16 protein-coding genes are annotated in these 17692 nt (G+C 67.4%); 6 read left to right on the plus strand and 10 right to left on the minus strand.

All coding sequences use genetic code 11. The features are described 5' to 3' along the window. Positions 1 to 3 precede the first annotated feature (3 nt). Together I596_RS17820 and I596_RS17825 are read left to right on the plus strand one after the other, a co-directional pair. Positions 4 to 969: a PDZ domain-containing protein gene (locus I596_RS17820; RefSeq protein WP_150132252.1), complete on the plus strand. Its 966-nt coding sequence runs from the start codon at positions 4 to 6 to the stop codon at positions 967 to 969. A gap of 198 nt (positions 970 to 1167) precedes the next feature. Further along, entirely contained in the window at positions 1168 to 1914 is a 747-nt protein-coding gene (locus I596_RS17825; RefSeq protein WP_067651123.1) for a pyridoxine 5'-phosphate synthase, read from the plus strand. Between the two features lie 39 nt (positions 1915 to 1953). Here I596_RS17825 and I596_RS17830 read toward each other — a convergent pair whose 3' ends face one another. The 9 genes from I596_RS17830 to dnaA form a co-directional block, all read right to left on the minus strand. Continuing rightward, positions 1954 to 2361 carry an ExbD/TolR family protein gene (locus I596_RS17830; protein WP_067651126.1) on the minus strand — a complete coding sequence of 136 codons (408 nt, stop codon included), beginning with the start codon at positions 2359 to 2361 and terminating at the stop codon, positions 1954 to 1956. A gap of 161 nt (positions 2362 to 2522) precedes the next feature. Further along, positions 2523 to 2939 (minus strand): ExbD/TolR family protein, encoded by a 417-nt coding sequence (locus tag I596_RS17835; RefSeq protein ID WP_067651128.1) that lies wholly within the window; start codon positions 2937 to 2939, stop codon positions 2523 to 2525. 3 nt (positions 2940 to 2942) lie between these two features. Further along, positions 2943 to 3725 carry a MotA/TolQ/ExbB proton channel family protein gene (locus tag I596_RS17840; protein ID WP_067651131.1) on the minus strand — a complete coding sequence of 261 codons (783 nt, stop codon included), beginning with the start codon at positions 3723 to 3725 and terminating at the stop codon, positions 2943 to 2945. 17 nt (positions 3726 to 3742) lie between these two features. Then, complete coding sequence (locus tag I596_RS17845; protein WP_067651134.1) at positions 3743 to 4408, minus strand: energy transducer TonB; 666 nt, start codon at positions 4406 to 4408, stop codon at positions 3743 to 3745. Positions 4409 to 4580: 172 nt separating this feature from the next. Then, the gene (locus tag I596_RS17850; protein ID WP_067651137.1) at positions 4581 to 5870 is read right to left on the minus strand and encodes a tetratricopeptide repeat protein; all 1290 of its coding nucleotides are present in this window, start codon (positions 5868 to 5870) and stop codon (positions 4581 to 4583) included. Positions 5871 to 6438: 568 nt separating this feature from the next. Then, a complete protein-coding gene (gene gyrB, locus I596_RS17855) occupies positions 6439 to 8880 on the minus strand; it encodes a DNA topoisomerase (ATP-hydrolyzing) subunit B (protein ID WP_150132253.1) in 2442 nt (813 codons plus the stop codon). An 86-nt stretch (positions 8881 to 8966) separates the two neighbouring features. Beyond that, the gene (gene recF / locus I596_RS17860; protein ID WP_067651140.1) at positions 8967 to 10040 is read right to left on the minus strand and encodes a DNA replication/repair protein RecF; all 1074 of its coding nucleotides are present in this window, start codon (positions 10038 to 10040) and stop codon (positions 8967 to 8969) included. Positions 10041 to 10134: 94 nt separating this feature from the next. After that, positions 10135 to 11235, minus strand: coding sequence for a DNA polymerase III subunit beta (dnaN, locus tag I596_RS17865; protein ID WP_067651143.1), 1101 nt, complete (start codon positions 11233 to 11235; stop codon positions 10135 to 10137). 207 nt (positions 11236 to 11442) lie between these two features. Continuing rightward, positions 11443 to 12768 (minus strand): chromosomal replication initiator protein DnaA, encoded by a 1326-nt coding sequence (gene dnaA, locus I596_RS17870; RefSeq protein ID WP_067651146.1) that lies wholly within the window; start codon positions 12766 to 12768, stop codon positions 11443 to 11445. Between the two features lie 254 nt (positions 12769 to 13022). Between dnaA and rpmH the strand changes: the two genes are divergently transcribed. From rpmH to mnmE, 4 genes are all read left to right on the plus strand, one after another. Continuing rightward, positions 13023 to 13163, plus strand: coding sequence for a 50S ribosomal protein L34 (gene rpmH / locus I596_RS17875; protein ID WP_067651149.1), 141 nt, complete (start codon positions 13023 to 13025; stop codon positions 13161 to 13163). Positions 13164 to 13179: 16 nt separating this feature from the next. Beyond that, on the plus strand, positions 13180 to 13632 hold the full coding sequence (gene rnpA / locus I596_RS17880; protein WP_083965713.1) for a ribonuclease P protein component: 453 nt from the start codon (positions 13180 to 13182) through the stop codon (positions 13630 to 13632). 70 nt (positions 13633 to 13702) lie between these two features. Continuing rightward, a complete protein-coding gene (gene yidC, locus I596_RS17885; RefSeq protein ID WP_067651155.1) occupies positions 13703 to 15469 on the plus strand; it encodes a membrane protein insertase YidC in 1767 nt (588 codons plus the stop codon). Between the two features lie 61 nt (positions 15470 to 15530). After that, entirely contained in the window at positions 15531 to 16874 is a 1344-nt protein-coding gene (gene mnmE, locus I596_RS17890; protein ID WP_067651159.1) for a tRNA uridine-5-carboxymethylaminomethyl(34) synthesis GTPase MnmE, read from the plus strand. Between the two features lie 9 nt (positions 16875 to 16883). Here mnmE and I596_RS18310 read toward each other — a convergent pair whose 3' ends face one another. Then, on the minus strand, positions 16884 to 17495 hold the full coding sequence (locus tag I596_RS18310) for a DUF2380 domain-containing protein (RefSeq protein WP_190278947.1): 612 nt from the start codon (positions 17493 to 17495) through the stop codon (positions 16884 to 16886). Between the last annotated feature and the right edge of the window lie 197 nt (positions 17496 to 17692).

Raw genomic sequence — 17692 nt, forward strand, 5'->3', positions numbered from 1 at the left:
AAGATGAAGAGCCTGCGTAGCCAATCCCGTTTCCTCCGTCCCCTGGTGCTGGCCGTGCTGGCGCTGACTGCCGGGTCGGCCCTCGCGCAGCCGCAGACCGGTGCCTCGGCACCCGCGATCGGCGGCGGGTCGCCGGGCGAGGAGCGCCTGCGGCAGGAGCTGCGTGCGCTGATGCTCGACCTGGCGGCCTCCGGCGCACTCGCGCGCACCGGCGACGTCGCGCTGGAGATCGACGAACCGGCGCGCCGCGTCAACGACCTCGGCTTGCTGGTCGACAGCAGCAGCGCCGACCGCGCGCGCGACGGCTTGCGTGTGCTGGCGGTCACGCCGGGGGGAACTGCCGAGCGCCTCGGGGTGCGCGGCGGCGACCTGCTGGTTTCGGTCAACGCGCAGTCCCTGGCCAGCCTGGGTGCCGATGCATCGGGTCAGGCCCAGGCGGCGCGCGTGCTGCGCGACAACGTCTCGGCCGTGCCGGACGGCGATGCGCTGAAACTCGGCGTGCGCCGGAACGACCGGACGTTCGCGGTTTCCGGCCCGGTGGCCAGCGTCCACGTTCCGGCGGTGCGCCTGACGGTCGGTGCCGCGGCGAACGCCGGCGGCGGTACCTCATCGGCTTGCGGCCGCATCAGCGTCTTCGGCGACGCGCCGCGCAGCCAGGACCTGCATGCCGCCAAGCTGATCACCGTCGATGGCCGGCTCCCGGGCCCCACCGACGCCGCGGCGTTCCGCCTCGATCCGGGCGAGCACACGCTGACCGTCAGCGAGGGCATCGAATCGCGCTACCTGTCGTTCAACGAACGGCTGCGCAACGCGCAGTCCAACCGCTACAAGACGCTGACCGTACGCGTCGAGCCCGGTACCACGTACTTCCTCGCCGCCCGCCTCAACAAGGACAAGGTGTCCGAGTGGAAGGACGGCGCGTACTGGGATCCGGTGATCTGGAAGGAAGTCGCCGAAAGCTGTCGCTGAGGTCTCGCGGCACGGCCTGCGGCCGCGGTGCGGCCCGCCCGGCTCGGCTTCACGAACACGCGCGGCCCTGCCAAGCTATGCGCCGGACATGCCGGCGCGCGGCGCTTCCGGTATCGCATGCCGTCGCGGACACCGCGGCCGGCGCAACGACGACCGGGTCTCGCGGCCGTCTCGACGAAACGCCGCCCAAGAGCAGCCATGACCCTTCTCAGCGTCAACGTCAACAAGGTCGCCGTGCTGCGCAACTCGCGCGGCGGCTTCGATCCGGATCCGGTGCACGCGGCGCAGGTGGCGATCGCCAGCGGCTGCCACGGCATCACGGTGCATCCGCGACCGGACCAGCGGCATATCCGCGTCGAGGACGTCGCGCGCATCGGCGCGGTGCTGGACGGCGTGGAGTACAACCTCGAAGGCAATCCGTTCGCGCCGGCACGCGGCAGCTACCCGGGATTCGTCGAGCTGGTGCGCTCGGTCCGGCCGGCCCAGGCCACCCTCGTGCCCGACGGCGACGGCCAGATCACGTCCGACCACGGCTTCGACCTGCACCGCGATGCCGATCGGCTGCGACCGCTGATTGCCGAGCTCAAGGCCCTCGGATGCCGCGTGAGCCTGTTCATGGACGCCGGGACCGCCGGCATCGAGCGGGCCGCCGACATCGGCGCCGACCGGATCGAGCTCTACACCGGTCCGTTCGCGCAGGCCTTCGCCGCCGGTGACGCCGCGCGCGAGCTGGCCGCCTGCGTGGCGTCGGCCGGGCAGGCGCGCGCCGCCGGGCTCGGCGTCAATGCCGGTCACGATCTCAACCAGCACAACCTCGGTGCGCTGGTGCGGGCCATCCCGTTCCTGGACGAGGTCTCCATCGGGCACGCCCTGTTCGGCGAAGCCCTCTACGAGGGGCTCGCCGCAACCGTCGGCAACTACCTGGCGATCCTCAAGGGCGACTAGCCCGGACGGAGCGCTGTCCCGACGTAGGGCCGTGCGCGTCTACGGGACGGCCGGTGCCATGCGCAGATGGGTCATGCCGCTGGAGCGGGCGATCGCCAGCGCGTTGGCGACGTCGTCGTAGGCGGCTGCGGCCTGCGCACGCACTTCGAGCACCGGAGCCTCCGCTGCGGCCTGCACGGTTCGCTGCAGGCGCTCGGCCAGGCTCGCGCGGCTCACGGCGATACCGTCCAGGTACCACTCGCCGGTATCCATGATCGACAGCTTCAGCACGGCGGGGTCGGTCTGCGCGGGCGTATCCGAACCGGCCAGCGGCAGCGTGATCTGCCGGGTCACCACCGGTGCCGCGATCATGAAGATCACCAGCAGGGCCAGCATCACGTCGATCAACGGGGTGATGTTGATCTCGGCCTGGGGGTCGACACGCTGAAACGAGATTGCACGCGCCATGGCGCATCTCCTCACGGGGGCGACGAGAGGCATCGTACGCCGGCCGCGGGCAATCGGCCACACGGGTGCCGGCCGGGCATGGGCCGTGGAACGCAAAACGGCGCCGGAGGACGTCCGGCGCCGTTCGATGCTCGCCCGCCCGGAGGACGGGTACCGCGCGATCAGTCGGTCGCGGCGGTGATGAAGCCGATCTTGACCATGCCCGCGGTCTTGGCGTTGGCCATGACCGTGGCGATCAGCTGGTACTGCGTGGTCTTGTCCGCGCGGATCTGCAGTTCCGGCTGCGGCTGCTTCTGGGCAGCCACGCGCAGCTGGGCCTGCAGCATCGCCTCGGTGATCGGCTCGTCGTTCCAGTACAGATCACCGGTTTCCTTGACGGCCAGATCGATCGGTTCCGGCGGATTCTCGGTCTGGACGTTGGGATTGGCCTGCGGCAGGTCGATGCGGATCTTGTGCGACATCAACGGCGCCGTGATCATGAAGATGATCAGGAGCACCAGCATCACGTCGACGAGCGGCGTGACGTTGATTTCCGACATCGGGGCGCCACTGCCCCCCGAACCCGAACTGAATGCCATGACTTACTTCCTCGCGGTTTGGACCGACGCGACCGCACCGCTCTCGATGCGCGAACCGGTTGCAAAGAAATCGTGCAGGTCGTGGGCGAATTCGTCGAAGCGGGCGTAGGTCAGGCGGTTGGAGCGCACGTAGAAGTTGTACGCGAGCACCGCCGGAATCGCGACGAACAGACCGAACGCCGTCATGATCAGCGCCTCGCCGACCGGGCCGGCGACCGCTTCCATCGAGGCGTTGCCCGATGCGGCGATCTTGATCAGCGCGTGGTAGATGCCCCACACGGTACCGAGCAGGCCGACGAACGGGGCCGACGAACCGACCGTGGCGAGCACGGTGAGGCCGGTCTCCAGACGCATGCTCTCACGCGAGACGGCCTGGCGCAGCGCGCGATCGATGAACTCCGAGCGGCTGAGCGCGTCGACCAGACGGCTGCCTTCGCTGCGCTGGTGGTGCGCGGCGGCGGATGCACAGTCGAGCGCGATCTTCGAGAACGGCTCGGCCTTGGGCTGCTCTTCCATGAAACGAACGGCGTCCTGCGTCGAGGGCGTGTCCCAGAACGTGCTGATGACGCGCTCCATGCGAGCACGAATCATCGTGTTACGCAGGAAGTTGGCGACGATGTAGAACCACGACATCAGCGACATCAGGACCAGCGTGACGAACACGATCCAACCAAGCGGGTCGAAATTCTGGATCAGATGGTCGAAACCCATCTGGTTCAGGGCTTCGGCGTTGGATCCACCCGGGGCCGATCCACCGGCCGGAGTCTGCGAGGCATCTTGCAACATGACGTTTTACCCTTTGATCACTGTTCGGAAAGATCAAACTTGATTGGCACCAGCACATACCCACGGGTGGGCTTGCCGTCCTTTACGCCCGGGTTGAACACCCAGGTTTTCACGGCGGCAATCGCGGCCTGATCGAGCAGACGCGAACCGCTGGATTTCTCGACCGTGACATCTTCCGGCTCGCCGGTCGGACCCACCAGCACCTTCAGCATGGTCGTGCCCTGCTGGTGCTGGCGAATCGCCTGCGGCGGATAGCGCGGCGGACGCATGCGACGGTAGCTGACATTCTCGCTGGGCGCGATGTCGGAGGGCGGCGCCGGGGGGGCCGGAGGTGCCGGCGGCGGCGCGGGCACCGCCATCGGCGAGGCCTCTTCGACGACCACGACCGGCGGCGGCTCCGGTGGCGGAGTCGGCGGCGGCTTGATCTTCTCGATCACCTTCGGCGGCGGCCGCTTGGGCGGCTCCGGCGGCGGCGGTGGTGGTGGTGGCGGCGGCGGCGGCGGCTCGATGAACTCGACGACGACCTTGTTGTCCTTGGGCTTCTCTTTCGGCGGCGGCGGTGCCGCCGGCGTCAGCAGAAGCGCGAACGCGAAGGTGTGCAGAGCGAACGCCGTGGACAGCGCCGTGACGCGCCGCCAGCTCCAGGTGGCCGGGCTGTTTCCGATTTGATTGGTGTCTGACATCAGCTATGGACCAGCGATATTGATGTGCCGACCGTCCGTGTCGTATTGCTCATGCGCAGTTCAGTCAGTAATCGGAACAGCGAGCCCTGCACGGTACAACAGCGGGGCTGCGTCACACAAGAGTTGATCCCGTTACGAAAATTCATAGTCGTCCAGTGCCCGAAGCCCTTGCTTACTTCTTCGCGGGGCGGGCCAGCTTCTGGCCGCTGCGCACGATCTTGAGGCGCTGGTCGGCCATCTGCTTGCTCGACGGGAACTGGGTCGCCTTCTCCCAGTCGGCGATCGCCGCGGCGCTCTGCCCGCTGGCGTCGCTGGCGTCGCCACGCAGGATGTAGGCCTCGCCTTCCTGCCGCAGGCCGCCCTTCTGGATCGCCGCGTCGAGCGCCTGCTTGGCCTCGGCGTAGCGCTCCTGGTAGAAAAGGGCATAGCCGCGCTGGAAGTCCACGTAGCCGTCCTTCGCGAACGGTGAGGCCTTGGCGTAGGCGTCGATCGCGCAGGTCTCGTCGTCGGCCTGCGAGCAGACGTCGCCGAGCAGGCGCCAGGGCTCGTAGCCGGACTCGATGATGCCCTTGTCGAGGCCTTCCTTCAGGACCACGGCGGCTTCCTTGTGCTTGTCGCCGGAAGCATAGAGCTTGGCGAGCTGCAGGTAGTCCTCGCCGGTGCTCACCAAGCCTTCGTTCTTGGCCTTGGCCATCACGGCGATCGCCTGATCGGGCTTGTCGGCGTTGATGTAGACGGTCGCGAGCTGGTTGATGAGCCGCTTGTTCTTCGGGTCCTTGGCCAGCTGCTGCTGCAGCACCTGGGCGGCCTGGTCGTACTGGTCGAGCTCGAAGTAGCTCGCGATCAGGATCTGGAACCAGCTCTCCTTCGGCTCGGGCGTCATGCCGATGGCCTTGGTCATCTCGGCAGCCGCTTCGGGGAACTTGTCCATGCGGTAGTAGATGTTGGCCTTGATCGCCTGGGCGTCGGCGGTGTTCTTGCCGCCTTCGCGCGCCCAGCGATCGAGCGTGGCCAGCGACTCGGGGTACTTCTCTTCCTGCAGCTGCAGCTGGGCGACCTGATACATCGCATCGAAGTGGTTGGCGTTGGGCAACGCGTCCATCTCGATGGCCTGGTTCAACTCGGTGATGGCGCCGTTGCCGTCGTCCTTGCCCCACAGGATCTGGCCCTTGAGCAGGTGCGCGAACGCGATCGCGTACGGCTTGGCGCGCTTGTCGTCGAGCACCTTCTGGATCAGCTCGACCGCTTCGTCGTCCTTGCTGTCGGAGAGCAGATCGTTCGCCTTGTTGAGGTCGCGCTGGCTCTTCTCCGACATGTCGGGCTTGGGCTCTTTGCGCGTCGCGTTCGGATAGGCGACTTCTTCCTTGTCCTTGCCGGACTTCTTCTGCGCCATCGCGCCGTCGGTGACGAACATCAGCATCAGCGCGCACAAGGCGACGCGGATCAGGCTCTGCAACTTCATGGAAACCTCACCTGAGATAAAGCGGTGAATGAAAGATGAAAATACGCACGTGAAAAGAGCGTACCCCCACCATTACGACCGGCACAAGCGCAGCGGCAGGCACCTGCGTGCTGCATTGCAACGGTTCCACGGCGTACGGATGCAACGTCGTACAGAGCTGGCCGGGGTTCCGGCTGGCGATGAATCCGACAATCTACGATGACTGTCGTATGTTTTCCAGTCGCGTCAACGACGTACCGGCCGCAGCCGCGCCATGGGGCGGTGTCGCTTCCGCGATCGCCGCGCACACGGTCGGCAAGCTGCGCTGCCGCATCGTGCCGTTCCTTCGCGCCGCCGGCCGCACCGGTACCGCCGGCGCAGAGCCTTCCTCTCGCTCGCACAGCCCCTCCCCGGGCCGCTGCGACACCCACACGTCGTTGAGCCAAGGGCTGTCCTGCCCGTGCTCGACGCCCACGTCGCGGCAATGCCGCGCCACCGGTTCCGCAGATCAACGGCTGGCGCCGGCGACCCGCGAGCGATCCGTCCCTGGATCGCGCCGGCAGGCTGTTTCTCGACAACCTGCCGGATGTCAGATGTCCAGGTTGCTGACGCGCAGCGCGTTCTGTTCGATGAACTCGCGCCGCGGTTCGACGATGTCGCCCATCAGTGTCGTGAAGATCTGATCGGCCGCGACGGCGTCCTCGATCGTGACCTGCAGCAGGCGCCGCGTATCGGGATTGACCGTGGTTTCCCACAGCTGCTCCGGGTTCATTTCACCCAGGCCCTTGAAGCGCTGCACGGTACGGCCGCGCTTGGCCTCTTCCATCAGCCAGACGAACGCCTGCGAGAACTCGGCCACCGGCGCCTGCTTGTTGCCGCGGCGGATCTGCGCGCCGGGCTGGATCAGGCCGTCGAGCTGGCGGGCGATGTCGGCGATCGGCCGGTATTCCGCCGATGCGAAGAACGCCGCCGGCAACACCTGGGTATGGCCCAGGCCATGCTGGTTGCGGTCCACGACCAGGGCCGCCGGATGATCGGCGGTCGCCGACTGGATGCGGAACGTGTAGCGCGCCCTGCCGAGCCCGTTGCCGTTGAGCCGGGCGGTGAGCTTGGCGGTCCAGGTCTCCAGGGCCGCCGCGTCCTGCCAGGCCTCCGGCGCCGCCGGGGCCGGCGCGTCGAGCAGCGCCGTCAGCAAGGTGGTGTCGTAGCGTGAGCCCAGGCGCTCGATCTGCGCCAGCGCGGCCTGCCAGCCGGTCAGCAGGCGCTCGAGCGCCGGGCCGCCGATGGGCGGCATGTCGTGGCCGTAGGCCAGCTCGGCGCCGTCGACCGCACCGGCGATCAGGTAGCCGTTGAGCGCGCTGTCGTCCTTGAGGTACAGCTCCTGCTTGCCCTGCTTGAGCTTGTACAGCGGCGGCATGCCGATGTAGACGTGGCCGCGCTCGATGAGCTCCGGCATCTGCCGGTAGAAGAACGTCAGCAGCAGCGTGCGGATGTGCGAGCCGTCGACGTCCGCGTCGGTCATGATGATGATGCGGTGATAGCGCAGCTTGTCGGCGTTGAACTCGTCCTTGCCGATACCGGTACCGAGCGCGGTGATCAGCGTGCCGACCTCGGCCGAACCGAGCATGCGGTCGAAGCGGGCGCGCTCGACGTTGAGGATCTTGCCCTTCAGCGGCAGCACGGCCTGGTACTTGCGGTTGCGCCCCTGCTTGGCCGAACCGCCGGCCGAGTCACCCTCGACGATGAACAGCTCGGACAGCGCCGGATCCTTCTCCTGGCAGTCGGCCAGCTTGCCCGGCAGGCCGGCGATGTCGAGCGCACCCTTGCGCCGCGTCATCTCGCGCGCCTTGCGCGCGGCTTCGCGCGCACGGGCGGCGTCCACCACCTTGGCGCAGATCGCACGCGCCTCGGCCGGGTGTTCGAGCAGGAACTCTTCCAGCTTGTGGTTGACCACCTGCTCGACGACGCCCTTGACCTCGCTGGAGACCAGCTTGTCCTTGGTCTGCGAGGAGAACTTCGGATCGGGCACCTTGACCGAGAGCACCGCGATCAGGCCTTCGCGCATGTCGTCGCCCGACAGCGGCACCTTGGCGGTCTTCTGCAGGCCGGTCGACTCGACATAGCCGGAAATCGTGCGCGTCAGCGCCGCGCGGAAGCCGGCCAGGTGGGTACCGCCGTCACGCTGCGGGATGTTGTTGGTGAAGCAGTACACCGCCTCCTGGTAGGCGTCGGTCCATTGCATCGCGACTTCGACCGTGATCGCGTCCTGCTGCATGCTGAAGTTCAGCACGTTCGGGTGCAGCGGCGTCTTGAGCTGGGCCAGGTGCTCGACGAACGACCGGATACCGCCTTCGTACTCGAACACGTCGTGGCGCTCGTTGCGCTCGTCGATCAGCTCGATGCGGACGCCGGAATTGAGGAACGACAGCTCGCGCAGGCGCTTGGCGAGGATCTCGTAGTGGAACTGGATGTTCGAGAACGTCTTGTCGCTCGGCTTGAAGCGCACCGTGGTGCCGCGCTTGTCGGACGGCGCGGCCTGCTTGAGCGGGTACAGCGGCTCGCCGTGGGCGTATTCCTGTTGGTACTCGTGGCCTTCGCGGCGGATCGTCAGCCACAGGTGCTCGGACAGCGCGTTGACGACGGAGACACCGACACCGTGCAGGCCGCCGGAGACCTTGTAGGAGTTGTCGTCGAACTTGCCGCCGGCATGCAGCACGGTCATCACGACCTCGGCGGTGGACCGCCCCTCTTCGGGGTGGATGCCGACCGGAATGCCGCGGCCGTTGTCGGAGACCGAGACCGACTCATCCGGATGGATCGTCACGACCACATGGTCGCAGTACCCGGCCAGGGCCTCGTCGATCGAGTTGTCGACGACCTCGAAAACCATGTGGTGCAGGCCGGTGCCGTCATCGGTGTCGCCGATGTACATGCCCGGGCGCTTGCGTACCGCCTCCAGGCCCTTGAGGACCTTGATCCTGCTGGAGTCGTACTGGCTTCCGGAACCGTCGTGGTCGATCTTCTCGCTCATGGTGCTCCATCGTCGCGAAAGGGCCTCATCGGCGATCCGCGCAAGGTAAAGAAGATGCCGGCCAGATTGGCTGAGGCATCAGGCGATTATAGCAGTCGCTCGACCCTGCCCTGTTCCACGTGGAACATCGCCGCCGCGCGACCGGCGGGCACGGCCAGCGCGGCGGTACCGGTCAGCAGGATCTGTGCATCGGTACCGGCCAGGAACCCGAGTACGGCCTGCTGGTGCGCGACATCGAGCTCCGACGCCAGGTCATCCAGGCAGATGATCGGCCAATGGCCGGCCTGGGCATGAAACAGGCGCGCCTGTGCCAGGATGCAGACCAGCGCGCAGAGCTTCTCCTGGCCGCGCGAGAAGTACTCGCGTCGCTCGGCCCGCTCGAAACGCAGTGCCAGATCCGCACGATGCGGCCCTCCCCGCGTATGGCCGCGCTCGCGATCACGCAGCCGGCCCGCCGCGAGGCTGTCGGCCAGGGACAGGTCCGCCGCCCAACCCGCATGGAAATCCAGGCTGACCTGGCCCAGTTCACCGAGGAAGGCGGCGGCGACCACCTCCAGATGGGGGCGCAAACGGTCCAGATAAACGCCGCGCAGCTGGGTTATCGCCGCTCCGGATGCGGCCATCTCCTGTTCCCAGGCCGCAAGCTCATCGTCACGTGCCCCCAGGCGCAGCGATGCATTGCGCTGCCGCAGCGCGCGCTGGTAGCGCCGCCACTGCGCCAGGAACATGTGTTCCACGTGGAACACACCCCAATCCAGGTACGCACGCCGGTACTCTGCGCCGCCGGCAATCAGCGCGTGCGAACCCGGTTCGAAGCACACGACCGCGGCATGCTCGACCAGATCACCTAGCGTCGTCGCCGATCCGTCCAGCCGCGCTTCGAGCCTGCCTGCGGTTCGTGCCAGTCCCACGCGCGATGAGCGGCCGTCCCGTTGCACCGTCACGCCGAAGACCGAGAAGCCCGCCGCCCCTTGCCGGACCAGACCATCGCGCCCGCCCGAGCGGAAGGTCCGCCCGTGCGAAAGCAGGTAGGCCGCTTCGAGCACCGTGGTCTTGCCTGCCCCGTTGCCCCCGACGAACTGGTTCCAGCCGGGGTCCAGCGGCAGGTCCAGGCGCTCGAAGCGGCGCAGGTCCACCAGTCTCAGTTCTTCAAGGTGCATCGGTCTCAACGGACGTCATGGTCGGGCCGGCGCCAAACAAAAGGCCCGCAGCGCATGGCATGCGGGCCTTCGAAACACCAGGCGAAGAAACCGATCAGAGCCGCAACGGCATGATCACGTGACGGGTGTCTTCGGTATCGGGCTTGCGCAGCAAACAGCTGGACTGCGCATCGCGCAGGCACAGCAGCACCTCGTCACTGTCCAACGCGCCCAATGCGTCCTGCAGGTAGTTGACGTTGAAGCCGACCGAAAGCTCGGAGACACCGGTCCGCGCTTCGAGCTCTTCCACCGCCTCTTCCTGCTCCGGGTTGTGCGCGACGATGCGCAGGCGGTTCGGGCCGACCTCAAGCTTCACGCCGCGGTACTTCTCGTTCGAGAGGATCGCCGCACGCTGCAAGGCCGCGCGCAGCTCCTCGCGCACGACGTGAACCTCCTTGTCGACACCGATCGGCACGACCGCCTCGTAGTCCGGGAACCGCCCGTCGATCAGCTTCGACGTGAAAACCACGCCACCGCGGCGCACGCGTAGATGATTGCGCCCGAACTCCAGGTCGACGTTGCCCTCACCGCTCTCGAACAAGCCCTGCAATTCCAGCACGCCCTTGCGCGGGATGATGATCTGGCGCCGCGAACTGATCGTGGCTTCCAGGCGCGTTTCGGCGAGCGCCAAGCGGTGGCCGTCGGTCGCGACGCAACGCAAGGCGTGCTCACGCAGGTCCAGCAACATGCCGTTGAGGTAGTAACGCACGTCCTGGTGCGCCATCGCGAAGGCCGTCCGGTCCATCAGCGACTTCAGGGCTGCCTCCGGCAACGTGACGCGCTCGACCAGGTCGATGCTGTCGATCACCGGAAATTCGGTTGCCGGCAGCGTCGCCAGCGTAAAACGGCTGCGGCCTGCACTCAGCGTCACCCGTTCGCCGTTCTGCTCGATCTTGATCTTGCTGCCGTCCGGCAGGGCCCGGCTGATGTCGAAGAGCTTGCGCGCCGGGATTGTCACTTCGCCAGGATCGAGCGATTCGGCTTCGGTCCGGGCGATCATCTCGACCTCCAGATCCGTACCGGTGAACGAAACGCCGTCCGCGCTGACCTGCACCAACAGGTTGGCCAGCACCGGCAGCGTCTGTCGGCGCTCCACCACGCCGGTCACCTGCTGCAACGGCTTCAATAAAGCTTCGCGTTGGATGCTGAATCGCATGGGCCTCGTCCGTCTCGTCCTGTTATTGGTTTTTGGGGATTAGTTTGTGGTTGTAGGGCCTGGGGACAACCCGAAAACAGCAAATTTTACCTTTATCATCAACCGGTTATCGCTGTTTCTCGTGGTGTACTACCGCCCCGCTTCGGTGTGCATGGGTTGTGGATAACAGCAGCGCCGAAAAAAGTCCACGTATTATCCACAGCCTGTTCACCCCGTCAGCGCGCGGACCAGCTTTTCCCAGTCCTGGCGCAGCCGGCCGTCGGTCTCGCGAAAATCGGCGATCGTCCGGCAGGCATGCAGCACCGTCGTATGGTCGCGGCCGCCAAAGGCGTCGCCGATCTCCGGCAAGCTGTGTTCGGTCAGCTCCTTGGCCAGGGCCATGGCCATCTGGCGGGGCCGTGCGATCGAGCGGCTGCGGTTCTTCGAAAGGAAGTCGGCGAGCCGCAGCTGGTAGTAGTCCGCCACGGTGCGCTGGATGTTGGGAATGGTGATCGCCTGCGCGTGCACGGTCAGCAGATCACGCAGCGTTTCCTGGGCGAATTCGGCGGTGATCAGGCGGCCTTCGAAGTTCGAGCGCGCCACCAGCGTGTTGAGCGCGCCTTCGAGGTCGCGGACGTTGGAACGCATGCGCTTGGCGATCAGCACCGCCACCTCTTCGGGCAGCTCCACGCCCTTGCTCTGGGCCTTGCTGAGCAGGATCGCGGCGCGGGTCTCGAAATCCGGCGGCTCGACGATCACCGACAAACCCCAGCCCAGCCGCGACTTCAATCGCGGTTCGAGGTTCTCCACTTCCTTCGGATAGCGGTCGCAGGTCAGGATGATCTGCTGCTTGCCTTCGAACAGCGCGTTGAAGGTGTGGAAGAACTCTTCCTGCGTGGTGTTCTTCCCGGCGAAGAACTGGATGTCGTCGATCAGCAGGGCGTCGACCGAACGGAAACGGCGCTTGAAGTCGTCCATGTTCTTCTGCGCCAGCGCCTTGACCATGCCGCTGACGAACTGCTCCGAGCGCAGGTACAGCAGCTTGACCTCGGGGTTGTTACGGCGCATGAGGTTGCCGGCGGCGTGCATCAGGTGGGTCTTGCCCAGGCCGGTGCCGCCGTAGAGCAGCAGCGGGTTGTAGGCCCGCCCGGGGTTCATCGCCACCTGCAGGGCCGCTGCCTTGCCGAGCTGGTTGGACTTGCCCTCGACGAACGTCTCGAACGTGTAGTGGGGATCGAGGTTGGAATCCTCGCGGCTTTCGCGCCGGACCGGCCGCGCGGCGGTGCCCGTGCCGGTCTCCCTCGCCCGGCTCGCGTTGAGCGAGCCGACGTCGACGCGCACGTTGACCGGATAGCCGGCCAGGTGTTCCAGCACGGTCGCGATGCGCGGCAGGAACCGCTCGCGGATCGCATCGACCGTATAGGCGTTTGGCGCAAACAGCCGCAGCCCGGCATCGCTCTCGCTGGCCTGCAGCGGCGCCAGGTAGGTATGCACATCCTCGGCGGCGGATTCGGATTCAAGCCGCGCCAGGCAGCGCTGCCACAATTCACTCACGGGTCGGAACCTTCGAAACGGAACATCGGAAACACGCAGGAAGGCCGATCAGGGGCCGTCCGCGGTCAGGGGAAGCGCGTACCGCAAGGCGGCAGGCCAACGGATGAGTCTACTCCATGCGCCCGGCGTGGGCGGGCCGGGAGCGGTGACACGAGCGCCCGCAGTCCACCGCGGCGAACACGGCTTTTCCTTGACAGGATCGGCAGGTATGCCTACTATCCGCGGCCTTTTTCCGTTCCTGATCCGGTCCCGCCATGGCCACGAAACGCACCTATCAGCCCAGCAATCTCAAGCGCGCCCGTGATCATGGGTTTCGCGCGCGCATGAAGACCCGTGGCGGCCGCAAGGTCATCAACGCCCGTCGCGCGCGCGGCCGCAAGCGCCTCTGCGTGTAACGCTCCGGGCGGTCGCATGGGTTGCGCAAGCTTCCCGCGCGCCGCTCGATTGCTGCGGCCCGGCGACTTCGCCGCGCTGCGCCGTGCCAGCCGCCGCGTAGGCGTCGATCATTTCCATGTCGAGACAGCCTCGCGGCCGATCGGCCCGCGGCTGGGCATGGCCGTCTCCAAGCGTGTCTCCAAGCGCGCCGTCGAGCGCAACCGCATCAAGCGGCAGATCCGCGAGAGCTACCGGCACGTCCTCGGCAGCCTGCCCGCACTCGACATCCTCGTCGTCGCCCGTACCAGCGCCTCCACCTGCGACAACGCCGTGCTGCGCGCCGACCTGGCGCGCCTGTGGGGCAAGCTCCAGCGCCTGGTCGCCGAATCCCCGGAGGGCGTTTCCGTTGAAGCGTCACCGCGCCGGCGGCACAATGGCAAGGCCGCCGACCCGCGGCCCGATTCTCCACCCTCCCCGTCATGCGACTGACGTCCGGCTCGTGCGCGCCGCGTCGGTGCGCAGCGCAGCGCATCGCGCGACCTGAAATCACGACTCCACGATGACCAGCCCTCGCCCGTTTCTTCTGCTCGCCCTCCTGCTGCTCGGCTACCTGCTGTGGGAGCAATGGCGCACCGACTACGGCCAGCCGTCGCCGCCGCCAGCGCCCGCCGTTGCCGTCGAGGACACCGTGCCGGCCGCGACCGTGCCCGGCGATACGCCGGTCGCCGCCACGGCGCCGGGCGACGTACCGGTCACCGCGCAGCCGGAACCGGCGGCCGCGGGCCAGCGCATCGTCGTGACGACCGACGTCCTGCGCGTGGAGATCGATACGCGCGGCGGCAGCGTCGTCGTCGCCGATCTGCTGGCCTATCCCAAGCAGCCCAAGCAGCCCGAGCCCGTGCGCCTGCTGGACGACAGCACCACCGGCTACTTCGTGGCCAACAGCGGCCTGGTCAGCGCACAGGGCGCGCCGGCCGCACCCGACCACAACGCGGTGTTCTCGGCCGCGGCGACCGACTATGCGTTCGCCGCCGGGCAGGAACGCATCGAGGTGCCGCTGACCTGGCAGGGCGAGTCCGGCCTCACGGTGAGCAAGGTCTACACCTTCGAGCGCGGCAGCTACGTGATCGGGCAGCGCCAGGAGATCCGCAACGCCGGCGCCGCGCCGTGGACCGGAAACGCCTACCGCGAGCTGCGGCGCGTGCCGCTGGTCGTGGACACGCGTGGCCTGAAGGGCTACACCAACCCGGAGCAGTACAGTTTCACCGGCGCCGCCTGGTACAGCCCTCAGCACAAGTTCCAGAAGTTCGCGTTCGACAAGTTCAAGAACGACCCGGTGAACATCGGCGTGGTCCCATTACCCGAAGGGGAGCGTTGGGCCTGGCGCGACTGGTGGCTCAAGCGCGTCAAGGTTCCGGCTGACGCTGGCTGGATCGCTCAGGTTCAACACTACTTTTTCGCCGCCTGGATCCCGTCGGGCAACGAAGCCAGCGAGTTCTCGCGTGCGGAGCTTCCCAACCCCGCCGGCACGCGCTACCTGATCCGGGCGGTCGCGCCCTCGACCACGGTCGCGCCGGGCGAGACACGCGTGCTCGATGCTCGCCTTTACGTCGGCCCGAAGCTCCAGAGCACGCTCGACGACATCGCCCCCGGCCTGTCGCTGACGGCCAACTACGGCATCTTCACCTTCATCTCCGCGCCGCTGCACTGGGTGCTCGACAAGCTGCACGCGCTGACCGGCAACTGGGGCTTCGCGATCATCCTGCTGGTGCTGCTGATCAAGGCCGGGTTCTACAAGCTCAGCGAGGCCCAGTACCGCTCGATGGCGCGCATGCGCAAGGTGGCCCCGCGCATGCAGGCGCTCAAGGAGCGCTACGGCGACGACCGGCAGAAGCTCAACCAGGCCATGCTGGAGATGTACCAGAAGGAGAAGATCAACCCGCTCGGCGGCTGCCTGCCGATGCTGATCCAGATCCCGGTGTTCTTCGCGCTGTACTGGGTGCTGATCGAGAGTGTGGAGCTGCGCCAGGCGCCGTTCATCGGCTGGATCCAGAACCTGTCCGCGCCGGACCCGTACTTCGTGCTGCCGATCCTCAATGCCGCGGCGATGCTGCTGACCCAGCACCTGACGCCGATGACCGGCATGGACCCGACGCAGGCCAAGATCATGAAGTTCATGCCGGTCGCGTTCTCGGTGCTGTTCGCGTTCTTCCCGGCCGGCCTGGTGCTGTACTGGGCGACCAACGCCATCCTGTCGCTGATCCAGCAGTACATCATCACCAAGCGCGTGGAAGCCGGCGAAACGGCCAAGCCCGCCAAGGGATGACGGCAGGCGGCGGCATCGCCGCCGCCGGTCCTGCGTCCGCGGAGGGAGTCGAGGTACCCGCGTGTCCTCTACCGACACCATCGCCGCGATCGCCACGCCGCCCGGCAACGGTGGCATCGGTATCGTGCGCGTCTCCGGCCCGCAGGTTCCGCGCCTCGCCCAAGTCCTGCTCGGCCGCCGCCCGCGTGCGCGCCATGCGCACCTGTGCCGGTTCGCCGATGCCGCCGGCGAGCCGATCGATCACGGCCTGCTGATCCATTTTCCGGCGCCGCACTCGTTCACCGGCGAGCACGTGGTCGAGCTGCAGGCCCACGGCAGCCCGGTCGCCCTGCGACGCCTGCTGGCACGCGTGGTCGAGCTCGGCGCGCGCCATGCGCGACCCGGCGAGTTTTCCGAGCGTGCCTTCCTCAACGGCCGCCTCGACCTCGCTCAGGCCGAGGCGATCGCCGACCTGATCGCCGCCGGCTCCGAAGCGAGCGCACGCGCGGCGATGCGCAGCCTCGACGGCGTCTTTTCGCAGCAGGTGCATGCGCTGACCGAAGCGACGATCCGCCTGCGCGTATGGATCGAGGCGGCAATCGACTTCCCCGAGGAGGAAATCGATTTCCTCGCCGCGCCGGCACTCGCCGGCGGCTTCGCCCAGCTGCGCCAGCAGCTCGCCTCCCTGCTCGCCGATACCCGGCGCGGCGTTCGCCTCAATGACGGGCTGCACGTGGTCATCGTCGGACGCCCCAACGCCGGCAAGTCCAGTCTGCTGAACGCGCTGGCGGCGACCGAGCGCGCGATCGTGACCGACATCCCGGGCACCACGCGCGACGTGCTGCGTGAAACGATCGACATCGACGGCATTGCCTTGACCCTGGTCGATACCGCTGGTCTGCGCGAGGCCGAGGACCGGGTCGAGCAGGAAGGCATCCGCCGCGCCCGCCTGGAACTGCAGCGCGCCGACGTCGCCATCCTGGTCAGCGACGATGACGACACGGACGCCGACCGCGTTCTGCTCACCGGCCTGCCGGCGACAGCCACGCGACTCCTCGTGCACAACAAGATCGATCGCACCGCCGCCGCACCGGACCGTCAGGTCCGCGCCGACGGTACCCACCTGTGGCTCTCTGCCCGGACCGGTGCGGGCCTGGCGCTGCTGGTCGCCGAACTCACGCGGCTGGCCGGCCAGGGTGAAGCGCCCGCGGGCAGCTTCAGCGCCCGCGCCCGCCACGTGGCCGCGCTCGAGCGCGCGGCGCTCGCCCTGGAGGCCGCCGAGCATGCGCTCACCGACGCCCGCGCCGGCGAACTGGCCGCTGAGGAACTGCGCCAGATGCAGCATGCGCTCGGCGAGATCACCGGCGAATTCACCAGCGAGGACCTGCTCGGGCGGATCTTCGCGGATTTCTGCATCGGGAAGTAGAGCCTCCCGTCACTGCGGATTCTTCGCCGGGGGTGCCAGCACGCTGCGCCGTATCAGCGAACGGGCCCCGCTCTTCCAGGCGTCGTCCGAGCCGGTATAGAACGCCGACGATTGGTTGATCACCTCGCCCGTCGCGGTATCGGTGACGCGGATGGAGACATAGTATTCCGTCTGCGCAACGCGTCTCACGACGCCGACGAGGGATTGCTCGGCACCCAGCTTCAGCGCGATACGCGCGTCACAGCCGTCGCAGTTCCGCAGCGATCGCTTCCTAACCGGCTCGTCGTCGACGCCACCGGCGTCCACGAGGCGGTAGCGTCCCGACTGTTCCAACACCCGGCGCGCTTCGCCGGTGACGGCCTGCATCTTTTCCAGGTCGCCGGCCGTTTCGCCGTTCCACAGGGCGCCCGCCGCACTGACGTCCTCCAGCTCGAACTCGAACACGGCGATCTTCACGGGTGTGGTTTGCGCGCGCAGCGAAGAGGACGGCATGGCGACGGTCAACACGACCACGATGCCCAGGGATCCGATCGTTGCGAAAACGCGGTTGCCGAAGCGCCTCATCGTTCCTTTCGCGTCGGTGGATACGTGCATGGCGGCCCTCCCGATGGGAATGGACATGGGGCATGGAATCCCGGCGCATTGCGACTCGAGCCGGAGGCAGCGACCGAAAAGGTCCCCATCGCGCGGTGGTGCCGAAGCGCCTCGCGACATCGTACGCCGCCGGCCGCCGGGGCGCCGTGCTTTCCGGGCGTCCCGGTCGACCTCGCCGGACGGACCGCCATCGGCCGGCGACTTCGACGAGCCGACACACGCGG

It is taken from the genome of Dokdonella koreensis DS-123, from assembly GCF_001632775.1.
Classification (GTDB): domain Bacteria; phylum Pseudomonadota; class Gammaproteobacteria; order Xanthomonadales; family Rhodanobacteraceae; genus Dokdonella; species Dokdonella koreensis.